The organism is Frankia sp. CcCS3 (genome assembly GCF_977927575.1).
The window spans coordinates 33,300-44,783 of the sequence record NZ_CDWRCL010000006.1; the positions used below are offsets into that span (position 1 = coordinate 33,300).

Below are 11,484 nucleotides of genomic sequence, written 5' to 3' on the forward strand. Positions count from 1 at the left end.
AGCCTCACGTTAGCGATCATCCAGCTGGGGGCGCGGACGGTCCTGCGCCGTCGGGGTCGGCTCCGCGCTGCATCCGAACCGAGATCCTGCCGGGTGCGGTGGTTCGCGAGGAGGGTGGCGCCGCGATCGACGACACGGCGGTCAACGAGGCCTACGACGGCCTGGGCTCGACGTTCGCGTTCTACTCCGACGTCCTCGGCCGGAGCTCCATCGATGACGAGGGGATGGCTCTGCTCGCCACCGTGCACTACGGCGACCACTACGAGAACGCCTTCTGGAACGGCCGCCAGATGGTGTTCGGCGACGGCGACGGTGAGCTGTTCAAGCGTTTCACGGTGTCACTCGACATCATCGGTCATGAACTGACCCATGGCGTCACCGAGGACGAGGCGGCGCTGATGTATGTGAACCAGTCCGGCGCGCTCAACGAGTCGATCAGCGACGTCTTCGGTTCCCTGGTGAAGCAGTACGTCCGCGGCCAGACCGCCGAGCAAGGCCGACTGGCTGATCGGCGACGAGCTGCTCACCGACGCCGTCCAAGGCGTCGCGCTGCGGTCGATGAAGGCCCCCGGGACCGCCTACGACGATCCGGTGCTCGGCGACGACATCCAGCCCGGACCACATGGACCGCTACGTCCGGATGACCGCCGACAACGGCGGCGTCCACATCAACTCGGGCATCCCGAACAAGGCGTTCTACCTCGCCGCGACGGCTCTTGGTGAATACGCCTGGGAGAAGGCCGGCCACATCTGGTACGAGACCCTGCGCGCACCGCAGATCCGGCCGAACACGACGTTCCGCGCATTCGCCTCGGTGACCGTGCGCCAGGCCGGCCTGCTGTTCGGTGCGGACGCGCGGAAGGCCGTCTCCGAGGCGTGGCAGGCCGTCGGCATCGCCGTCCGCGCATCCGGGTAATTCCGCGCATCCGGGTAATTCGGACCATCACGCCCGGCGGCATCGGACGTCACCGCCCGGAACCACCTTGCCCGCCTTCGCGGCCCGGGCCCGCAGCAGCTCGCGGATGCGCTCCGCCGGCAGCGGAGGCGAGATCGCCTCTCCCTGCAGCAGGTCGCAGCCGAGGTCGACCATCATCGTCAAGGTCCGTTCGTCCTCGATGCCCTCACCGACGACCCGCAGCCCCAGGCGATGTCCCAGATCGAGCACGGAACGCACGATCGCGGCGTCGGGCAGGCTCCCCCGGACGTCCGTGACGAACCCCCGGTCGATCTTGACCTCGTCGAACGGCAACGTCTTGAGGATCTCCATCGAGCTGTACCCGGTGCCGAAGTCGTCGAGGGAGAGCGCCACGCCGTGGGAGCGCAGCTGACCCAGCATCGTCGCCGCACGCGCGGGCTGGGTGACCAGGGCGCTCTCGGTGATCTCCAGGGTGAGGACGTCGGGGGCCAGCCGGTGCGCGGCGATCGAGTCCGAGACCACCCGGGGAAGGTCGTCGAGCACCAGCATCCGGGGGGAGAGATTGACCGACACCGGCAGGTGCAGGCCTCCCACGTCCCAGGCGGCACACTGCCGCAGCGCCTCGTCGAGAACCCACCGGGTCAGGTCCGCGATCAGGGGGGACCGCTCGGCGATCGGCAGGAACTCGCCGGGGGGGAGCAGCCCACGGCTCGGGTGCCGCCACCGCAGCAACGCCTCGGCACCGACGATCCCACCGGTCCGAGCCGACTGGACCGGCTGGTAGTACAGAACGAGCTCGTCGCGGCCGATCGCGGCGCGCAACTGGGCGTTCAACGCGATCTCCTCGGGCCGCACCCCGGCGATGCCGGCCTCCCACAGGCCCACGCTCTCCCCGACCCGCTTGGCCCGCAGCAGAGCCGCATCGGCGCAGCTCATCAGGGTGGCCATGGTCGCGCCGTCGCGGGGGGCCACCGCGATGCCCACCGAGGCGTCCACCTCGACGTCGACCCCGCAGACCTGGAAGGGCCCCTGGATCTGGCGGAGGACCCGCCGACCCAGGGTGCGCCGCCGCCCGGCAGCTAGGGCCGCGGGCAGGGGGCCGCGGACGGCCGGCGCGCCCGACGGGCCGAGCGGGACGGGTGAAGCGGATGAGGGAGGCGAGGCGGATGAGGGGGGCGGCGCCGGGGTGATCTCGGGTCCGCGGAACACCAGCGCGAACTCGTCCCCGCCGGCCCGACCGACGAACACCGGCCTCGGGGTCAGGGTCGGCAACGTCTCGGCAATCATCCTCAGCAGCTGGTCGCCGCCGAGGTGACCAAGCGCATCGTTGACCTCGTGAAACCGGTTGAGGTCCACCAGGACGAGGACAGCCTCGTTCCCCGCGGCGTTGATCTTCGCAACGGCGGACTGCCCGATTTCCATCGTCCCGCCCCGATTGGCCAGGCGGGTAAGGGGATCGGAACGGGTCTGCAGCAGGCCCTCACGGAACAGGGCCTTCGCCACCGCGCCCACGAGCACGACGGCGGCGATGGTGGAGAACATGGGCGCGGCGGCCTCGGCCAGTCCGTCGTGGGCGATGACGCCGGCGACGACGGCACCGCAGACGGCCGCGGTGCCGGCGACGGCCCAGCCGACGGGGACCAGAGCGGCATAGGCGCACAGCACCGGGAACCAGGTCAGGTAGGTGTCCGCGTTCCGGCCGGGCGCCGCGCTCGCCAGCGCGAAGGCGAGCGCGGCGGCGAGCGAGGCGACGGCGACGGGCGGAATCCAGCGCCCTCTCGGGTTAGCCACCAGCCCGACGACAGTGTTGCCGACCGCGACCACCAGACCCAGCCAGCTTCCCCAGCGCAGATAACCCGGGGAGCCCGGAATGCACCCGGCGAGCAGGAAGAGCACCGCCGCGATCGCAGGGGTGACCACGAGAAAACGCCGACGGCCGGCGAACGTACGCCCGCTGATCAAAAACAGCTTCCTCCCGCACTGACCCGCGATGAGCCCGACCGAACGGACCGAGCGGATCAGGCGGGCCGAACGGAGACGAACCGCACCGAGCGGGACGTCGCCCCGGGTGTCGCGGCGACCCCGCATCCGAGAGATCACGGTGCACGACGGCGACAGGACCGGGTCAGGTTTCCTTCCAACATAGCCGTCGATCCGGCGTGACCGACATCACGGCCAGCAGTTTCCTGGCACCGATGCGATTTCACGGCACCGATACAATTTCACGGCTCGGTACAATTCCTCGACCGATACCGGATACGACGGGAAATCCGGGAAACCAGCGGAATAATTCGGCACAAAAATGACATCCGGGGTACAGAAACGCTCAGTGACAGGAACGCTCAGTGTGCCGCGTCGTCCCAGGTGCGGCCGGCGCCAACGCTCACGTCGAGCGGCACCGACATGGTGTACGCGGAGGTCATCTCGGCCCGGACTAGCCGCTCGATCGCCTCGTACTCGCCGGGCGCGATCTCGAGGACGAGTTCGTCGTGCACCTGGAGCAGCAGCCGGGAGGCGTACCCCCCGGCACGCAACGCCCGGTCGACCCCCAACATCGCAATCTTGATGATGTCCGCGGCGGAACCCTGGATCGGCGCGTTCAACGCCATCCGCTCGGCCATCTGCCGCCGCTGGGAGTTGTCACTGGTCAGATCGGGCAGGTAACGACGGCGGCCGAGGATCGTCTCGGTGTAGCCGTCCTTGCGAGCCCGTTCCACGACCCCACGCAGGAAGTCGCGGACCCCGCCGAACCGGGCGAAGTAGGCGTCCATGTGCTCCCGGGCCTCGTCCGGCGCGATGCCGAGCTGCCCGGCGAGGCCGAACGCGGACAACCCGTAGGCCAGGCCATACGACATCGCCTTGATCCGCCGGCGCAACTCCGGGTCGACCTCGGAGACCGGCAGGCCGAACGCCTCGGCGGCCACGAAGGTGTGCAGGTCCTCGCCGGAGCCGAACGCCTCGATGAGGCCCTCGTCACCCGAGAGATGAGCCATGATCCGCATCTCGATCTGCGAGTAGTCCGCCGTCAGCAGCGTCTCGTAGCCCGCGCCGACGACGAAGGCCCGGCGGATCTGGCGCCCCTCGGCCGTCCGGATCGGGATGTTCTGCAGGTTCGGGTCCGCGGAGGAGAGCCGGCCGGTCGCGGCGATCGTCTGGTTGAACGTGGTGTGGATGCGCCCGGCGTCGTCGATCATGGGGATCAGCGAGTCGACGACCGTCTTGAGGCGGGCCACGTCACGGTGCCGCAGCAGCACCGGCAGGAGCGGATGGTCGGACTGGACCGCCAGCCAGGCGAGGGCGTCGGCGTCCGTGGTGTAACCGGTCTTGATCTTCTTGGTCTTGGGCAGGCCCAGCTCGTCGAAGAGGATCTGCTGCAGCTGCTTGGGGGAGCCCAGGTTGAACGGCCGGCCGACGATCTCGTGGGCCTGCGCGGCGACCGCGCTGACCTCGCCGCCGTAGCGCTTCTGCAGCTCGGCCAGGTGCTCGGAGTCCACGGCGATGCCGGCCCGCTCCATGCCGGCCAGGACCGTGACCAGCGGGAGTTCGATGTCCCGCAGCAGGGTGGCAGCGGAGCGGCGTTCAAGGTCCGCGTCGAGGGCGTCGGCGAGCTCGAGGCAGGCCCGGGCCCGCACGGCGTCCGCGTGCGCCTGGTCGGCCTCGCCGGAGCCGTCGAGGGTCAGCTGCTGGCCGCCCGGGACGGGGTCGGCGGACAGGTCGCGATGCAGGTACCGGGCGACGAGATCGGCCAGGTCGAAGGACCGCTGGCCGGGCAGAGCCAGGTAGGCCGCGAGCGCGGTGTCACTGGTGACGCCGGCGAGCGGCAGGCCGAGCTCGGTCAGGGCCAGCATCGGCCCCTTCACGTCGTGGGCGGCCTTCGGCTGGTTCGGGTCGGCGAGCCAGGCGCCCAGCGCCGCCACGTCCGCGGGGGTGAGCAGCGTCGGGTCGAGCCAGGCCGCGGCACCGCCGGCCGCGGCCAGCGCGAGACCGGCGAGCAGGCCGGTGCCGCGCCCCCAGGTGCCCCGGGCGTGCAGGCCGGTACGGCCGGCTCTGTGGGCGTGCTCGGCGAGCCACCGGGCCACCTCGCCCGGCCCGAGCACGGTCAGCTCGATCTCGAACCCCTCGTCGGCGGGAGGCGGCGCGATCGCGAGGGCCGCGTAGAGCCGCTCCCGCAGCACCCGGAACTGCAGCGTGTCGAACAGCTGGTGGACGGCCTCCCGGTCCCAGGGCCGCATCCGCAGGCCGGCGGGGACGACGTCGAGCGGCACGTCACGGGACAGCTCCGTCAGGGAACGGTTGCGGATGACCTCGGACAGGTGGGCGCGCAGCGACGCCCCGGTCTTCCCGCCGATCTCGTCGGCATGGTCGACCAGTTCGGCCAGCGAGCCAAACTGCTGGATCCACTTGGTGGCGGTCTTCTCCCCCACCCCCGGCACCGACGGCAGGTTGTCGGAGGGATCCCCGCGCAGGGCCGCGAAGTCCGAGTACTGCACCGGGGACAGGCCGTACTTCGCCTGCACTTCGTCGGGGGTGAAGCGGACCATGTCGCTGATGCCCTTGCGGGTCATCAGCACCGTCACCCGCTCGTCGACCAACTGCAGCGCGTCACGGTCACCCGTGACGACCAGCACGTCCATCCCCTCGGCCGCGCCCAGGGTCGCGAGCGTGGCGATCACGTCGTCGGCCTCGTATCCCGGCGCGCTGACCCCCGGCACCGCGAGGGCGTCGCACACCTGGTGGATGAGGCTGACCTGGCCGACGAAGTCGGCCGGGGTCTCAGCCCGACCGGCCTTGTACTCGGCGTACTGGGTGTGCCGGAAGGTCGGGGTCGGCAGGTCCCACGCCACGGCGACATGGGTCGGCCGCTCGTCGCGCAGGACGTTGATGAGCATGGAGGTGAATCCGTACACCGCGTTCGTCGGCTGGCCCGTGGTGGTGGAGAAGTTCTCCACCGGCAGCGCGTAGAAGGCGCGGTAGGCCAGCGAGTGCCCGTCAAGCAGTAACAACCGGGGCGTCGCCGGGGTCGGCTTCGCGGGGCTCGATGGCGCGGGACTCGGCGAGGGCGCGGCCGGGCCGGCCGCGGTGGCCACAGTGGCCGCGGTGGCCACAGTGGCGGACGCTGCCGGGCTCCCGGACGGGGACGAGGTGGGGGACGAAGTGGTGACGGACACGCGGCGAGTTTAGGCCGTGGGTCGGACAGTTTCGCCGCGAGCGGGCGGACCGACGCGTCGACCACGTCGCTCCGTCACGTCGCTCCGCCGATCGGTCAGGTCCGCCGATCGGTCAGGTCCGCCGATCGGTCAGGTTCGTCCGGTCACGGTTTGACGAGGGTCACGGTTTGACGAGGGAGCTGACCGGGCCGAGCACGGTCCGTTTCCCGGCCCGGACCTCGTACACGTAGACCGTCGAACCCTCGACCTCACCATTCTTCCGGAATCTGATGCGCTTGGTGACCCCGGGAACGTCGACCGAGCCGAACCGGGCGAGCACGGCCTCCCGCGTCGCGCCGCTACCGAGCCCGCGCAGCACCTCGATGACGGCGTTCGTGGCGTCATAGGCCTCGCCGGAATAGGTTCCAGGCCGCGCATCGGCGTTGATCGTCTTGTAGTCGGCGACGAACCCCGCCGCCGCAGGATCGCTGTTCGGGTCACCGCAGGGGCAGGTCAGCAGCATTCCCTCGGCGTTGCCGGCACCGGCCTGGCGGATGAGCTGGTCGTCGTTCGCGCCGTCGCCGCTGACGACCTTCCCGGTGTACCCCTTGCTGCGCAGCGCCCTGGTCAGCAACGCGAGTTCCGCGTAGTAGCCCGAGTAATACACGGCATCCGGATTCTCGGCGAGGATCTTCGTGGCCTGGGACGTGTAGTCCTTCGTCGGATTGATGCCGTCGTGGATCACGCGGATTCCTCGGCCGGTCAGGGCCTTCTCGAGCGATCCGGACAAGCCGGTGCCGTATTCGCTCCGGTCGTCGAGAGAGTAGACCTTGTCCACCTTCACGACCTTGGCGAGGTATTCCGCGGCGGCGGATCCCTGCACGGTGTCCGGGGCGATGACCCGGTAGAAGCTGGTGAACCCGAGGTCGGTAAGCGCCGGATTGGTGACCGACGGGCTGACCGACAGCAGCCCGGCCCTGCTGTAGAGCGGCTCACTCGACTTCGTCGGTCCGGAGAAGACGGGGCCGACGACGCCGATGACCTTCGGATTGTCGATCAGCTTCTGTGCGGCGGTGGGCCCCTGCTCGGCCATACCCTGATCGTCCGAGGCGACCAGGCGCAGCCTGAACGGCAGATCCTTGCGCCGGTTCGCCAGCTCGACGGCGGTCAGCACCCCGTCGTAGGCGTTGATGCCAAGCTGCTGGTTGTCGCCGGAGAGCGGCCCCTGAAAGCCGATGACGTATTCCTTTTTCCCGTCGTCACCGGACGCACCACCGCCGCAGCCGGCAAGGACGGCCGCGGCCGTCAGCACACCCACGGATCCGAGGGCCCCCCACCGCGTCACGCTCGGTCGGGGCACGCCCCGTCGCCGTCCAGGACCCGTCATGACACGCCCTCCCACAGCACATCGCTGCCGCCACCGCCCCCTCGGCGTCAGAACCCGGTCCGCCGCCACCGCATCTTGGCAACCGATCGAAATCGGATAGTGACGAAAACGTAACCTTCGGAGGGGTGGAAGGGAAGCGCAACGTGAGCGTGTCGTAACTTGAAGGAGGTTTCGCCGGTGGGTCCGAAAACGAACGACCTGATCGGAGAAGCGAACGACCCGGCAGAACCCGCAACGGCCTGGTCGGAGGATGCCGGTCGCCGCAGCCATTGCGGCAGCCGCCGCAGCGTCATCGCCGGTCGGTCAGTTCTCCGTCTTCAACGGGACGAATCTGCCGCCGAGTACCGTGTAGAGCACGACCGTGGGCGATCGGGTGTCCCCCCAGCGGTCGAAGGCGACGGAGCCGGTGATCCCCGCGAACGAGCCGCTCCCGATCGCCGTCACGAGGTCGTGCCTGGTGGCCGCGTCCACGGTCGTCCGGCCCGGCAGCACCGTGGCCGCTGCGCGGATGATCGCCCTGGCGGCGTCGTACGCATAGGCCGCGACCGCGGGGATGGCCTCGGCCCGCCGCAGCTCCAGCTCCGCGGCTGGCTCGTTCACCCCGGACGTGCCGCGGGTACCGGCGGCCGGCGGCCCGTGGGGCCCCTCCTCCAGGCCCGACCCCGATGCCGGTGCCGATGCCGGTGTCAAGATGCCGTGGACCGCACTCGGGGTGGTGGTGGCGCCCCGGCCGGGCGAGGCGGTCTCCGCTGGATCCTCCTGGCTCCGCAGGTCCGCAGGGTCCTCCTGGCCCCGCGGGCCCAGGGTCCCACTCGGCCGCCCACTCGTGCCAGGCGATTCCACGCCGCCCGAGGCCCCTGGGCGGGTACTGCCCTCGTCATCCGCCGGTCCCCCGAAGCGGTCGGAGTAGTCCGCGACGAAGGCGCCTGAGGACGGCAGCCGAGTCGGCGGGACCAGCGGACCGATGATCAGGTCGCCGTCGGCCGCCGACCTCGCCTCGTCGGTGTAGCGGGACTGGAGCAACGCGTCCGAACCGAGTACCTGGATCGACGTTCCCGCGTCGGCGAGCCGGGCCCGCAGTTTCCCGGCGAAGGCCGCACCCATCGAGACATAGACCAGATCGGGGGCGTCCTCCTCAATCGCCCGCGCGGTGCCGGCGATCTCGGATCCATCCGTCTCGTCCCCCCGGACCTGGTATACCGATGTCACCGACGCGCCGAGGGCGGCGGCGCGCGCCGCGAAGCGGGCGCCCAGGGTCGTGCCGTATCTCGGTTCGCCGTCGACGACGGCGATACGCTTGCGGCCGAACGTCCTGACCGCGTACTCGGCGGCGACCCGGGCCTGGCGCTCGTCCGTTCCGGCCAGGCGGAAGTAGGACGGGAAGGGCCGGGTGCGCGGCCGGGAACCGGAATCGGTCAGTGTCGGGTCCGCGTTCGACGGGGAGACGACGGGGATGCCCGCGGCGCTCAGCGTGGGCAAGGACACCTTCGCGACGAGTGAGCTCAGCGGCCCGACCACGCCGATGACCTGATTGTTCGCCACGAAGGCGTCCACGGCCTGCGCTCCCCTGTCCGGACGGGACAAGTCATCGTGGGCGGACAGCTCGATGCGCCAGCCCGGGATGGCCCCGGACTTGTTGGCCTCGTCGACCGCGAGCGTGACGGCGTTGCGCGCGCTCACCCCGTCCGTGGAGAGATCCCCGGACAGCGGCGCCATCACACCGAGGGTGGCGACCCGGATGACGCCGGCGTCATCGCCGGCGCCAAGGCTGGCGGCCAGCGTGAACCCCAGGACCGGGGGCACCGCGAGGATCAGGACGGCGAGAGCCGCGAGCGCCGCGCGCCCGCGACCGGTGCGCGATCTGGCCCGGGTCCACCGCCCGATCGAACCGGCCATCGACGCGAGAGACGCCCGCGACGAATCGCTCACCCGGCTTCCGGGATCACGGACACGGAGGTCACGGACACGGAGGTCACGAGCCCGGCAACGCCTCACCCGACAGCACGGCCTCGGCGACCGCCCGCATCGTCCGGCGCTGGTTCATCGAGGTGCGCTGAATCCAGCGGAAGGCATCCGGCTCGGTCATGCCGTGCTCGGTCTGCAGCACGCCCTTGGCCCGCTCGATGATCTTCCTAGCCTCCAGGCGCCCCTGCAGGTCCTCCACCTCGGCCTCGAGGCTCACGATCTCGGTGAACCGGCTCATCGCCATCTCGATCGTGGGCAGCAGGTCCTTCTTCTGGAACGGCTTGACCACGTAGGCCATGGCGCCGGCCTCACGGGCACGTTCCACCAGCTCCCGCTGGCTGAAGGCGGTGAGGATGACGACGGGAGCGATACGGTCTTTCGCGATCTTCGCGCCGGCCTCGATGCCGTCCATCCTCGGCATCTTCACATCGAGGATGCACAGGTCGGGGCGGAGCTTGCCGGCGAGGTTGACGGCCATCTCGCCGTCGCCCGCCTCCCCGACCACCTCGTAGCCCTCCTCCTGGAGCATCTCCCTGAGGTCGAGCCGGATCAGCGCTTCGTCCTCGGCGATCAAAACCCGGCGCGGGTTCGAGGAGGGTTGGCTCATCGAGTCGGACTCCTGGTCTCGGAGGTGCGTCCCTAGTGTGACAGGACGGACGATCGGGGTGGCCGCCCCGCCCCGGGCACGGAGGGCGGGAGGTCGAAACGCACCCTACCCGGATAGAGTCTTCAAGGAGAGGTTCCGGCCAGGTTCGACGGCGATCTCCTCGCCCTCGTCCCGCCCGGTTCCTCCGCCCGTTCCACTTGCCCCAACTCGCCCCTGTTACGTCTGATCCAACACGCTCCACCCGCCGGCCCCGGTACTCCAACGGCAGAGAGACGGTGCTCAAACCACCGACAGTGTGGGTTCGAATCCCACCCGGGGTACGTACAGCATCCACACGCCGAAGTGACGACGCGGATGCATTCCGTGTGGTGAGCCGGACTGGTGCCGGTGGCGGCGCCGCCGAGGCGACAGCGGCCACCGCCTCGATCCGGTCGGCCTGAAGTCTGATCATGATGCTGGCTTCCTGGGCCTCGTGGTGTACCTGGACGGTGAGCTGCGTCAACTCGTAGAACTCGCGCTGGATCTCCTCGGGGGCGTCGTGGAGGCTCAGGCGCAGCCGGGGCAGCGCGCCGAGCAGGGCGGCGCCGTCGACGGTGGGCCGGTTTGAGGTCTGCACGTCGTCCGCAGCGGCAGCGTCGAGGGTTTCCAGTTCGGCGGCTTTGGCGCGCCGCTGTTCCTCGAGCCCGTTGTAGGACTTCCGCAGCCCCTGACTGAACGGGTCGTCGGGGTCGGCGTCCTGTGCCTGGCGCAGAATGTTCTGCTGGCGGCGGGGCAGGTCCGCGAGGGTGCGCTCCATGGCGACGCGGCGTGCCTGCCGATCCTCGGTTTCCCGGTCGCCCGTCGTCGCGAGTTCAGCGAGGTAGGTCTTCGTCCTGTCGGGGCCGAACAGCCGGTCGGCGTAGAACTCGGTGAGGGCGTAGAGGATGACGTCCTCGCGGATGTAGAACGTCCGGGATGCCCGTCGTACGCGTCGGGTCCGCCGCCGCGGTCGTTCGGGCGCGGCCGGCACTGGTAATAGGGGCTGCCGTGCCGGAGGGTGCCGGCCATCCGGCGGCCACACCTCGTACTCGGCCACGGACTGGTTGATCCGCCGCTGCAGCAGCGACGCCTGCGGGCCATCAAGCCGAATCGGCTCGTTCCAGGCGAACAGCGGCACCCCAGCGCGTTCCAGCGCCCGCTCGACCGAGAGGTTCTCGTACATCCGCCGGGCGATCCGGGACATCGACTCGCAGATCACGACATCGAACCGGCGGCCCGGCGACGCGACCTCGGCCAGCAGATCATCACTGGCCGTTCTCCACACACCCGCCCAGGTTGCCCTCGATGAAACGGTCGGACCGGACGAACGCGGTCGCGGCGCGGACGGCATCCGCCGCACCGAGCGGGAGGCCCGCATCGAAGTTAGTACTCCAACCCGACTTTTGTGATCAGTTGCGGCCCGTGGGCTGACGGTGGGCGGCCG

The 11,484-nt window shown here is 70.2% G+C and carries 6 protein-coding genes, 1 tRNA gene and 2 pseudogenes; 3 read left to right on the forward strand and 6 right to left on the reverse strand.

Going from position 1 to position 11,484, the window contains the following annotated elements; translation table 11 throughout:
* Nucleotides 1-77: 77 nt before the first annotated feature.
* Nucleotides 78-916: pseudogene (locus tag AC08OQ_RS01340) on the forward strand (M4 family metallopeptidase); the annotation flags it as partial.
* Between the two features lie 27 nt (nt 917-943).
* Here AC08OQ_RS01340 and AC08OQ_RS01345 read toward each other — a convergent pair.
* The 5 genes from AC08OQ_RS01345 to AC08OQ_RS01365 all read right to left on the reverse strand — a co-directional run bounded on the left by AC08OQ_RS01345 (nt 944) and on the right by AC08OQ_RS01365 (nt 10,022).
* Nucleotides 944-3,004 (reverse strand): putative bifunctional diguanylate cyclase/phosphodiesterase, encoded by a 2,061-nt coding sequence (locus AC08OQ_RS01345; RefSeq protein WP_476599175.1) that lies wholly within the window; start codon nt 3,002-3,004, stop codon nt 944-946.
* Nucleotides 3,005-3,258: 254 nt separating this feature from the next.
* Entirely contained in the window at nt 3,259-6,021 is a 2,763-nt protein-coding gene (polA, locus tag AC08OQ_RS01350; RefSeq protein WP_476604264.1) for a DNA polymerase I, read from the reverse strand.
* A 223-nt stretch (nt 6,022-6,244) separates the two neighbouring features.
* Nucleotides 6,245-7,450, reverse strand: coding sequence for a branched-chain amino acid ABC transporter substrate-binding protein (locus tag AC08OQ_RS01355; protein WP_462186173.1), 1,206 nt, complete (start codon nt 7,448-7,450; stop codon nt 6,245-6,247).
* A 303-nt stretch (nt 7,451-7,753) separates the two neighbouring features.
* Nucleotides 7,754-9,379, reverse strand: a complete 1,626-nt coding sequence (locus AC08OQ_RS01360; protein ID WP_476604265.1) for a branched-chain amino acid ABC transporter substrate-binding protein — start codon at nt 9,377-9,379, stop codon at nt 7,754-7,756.
* A gap of 43 nt (nt 9,380-9,422) precedes the next feature.
* A complete protein-coding gene (locus AC08OQ_RS01365; RefSeq protein WP_009399419.1) occupies nt 9,423-10,022 on the reverse strand; it encodes an ANTAR domain-containing response regulator in 600 nt (199 codons plus the stop codon).
* A 247-nt stretch (nt 10,023-10,269) separates the two neighbouring features.
* On the opposite strand from AC08OQ_RS01365, the gene AC08OQ_RS01370 reads away from it, so the two are divergent.
* Both AC08OQ_RS01370 and AC08OQ_RS01375 read left to right on the forward strand, forming a co-directional pair.
* Nucleotides 10,270-10,342: transfer RNA gene (locus AC08OQ_RS01370), tRNA-Leu, on the forward strand.
* Between the two features lie 152 nt (nt 10,343-10,494).
* Complete coding sequence (locus AC08OQ_RS01375) at nt 10,495-10,629, forward strand: hypothetical protein (RefSeq protein WP_462202632.1); 135 nt, start codon at nt 10,495-10,497, stop codon at nt 10,627-10,629.
* A 465-nt stretch (nt 10,630-11,094) separates the two neighbouring features.
* On the opposite strand, the pseudogene AC08OQ_RS01380 reads toward AC08OQ_RS01375, so the two are convergent.
* Nucleotides 11,095-11,418 (reverse strand): annotated as a pseudogene (locus AC08OQ_RS01380) (recombinase family protein); the annotation flags it as partial.
* Nucleotides 11,419-11,484: the final 66 nt, after the last annotated feature.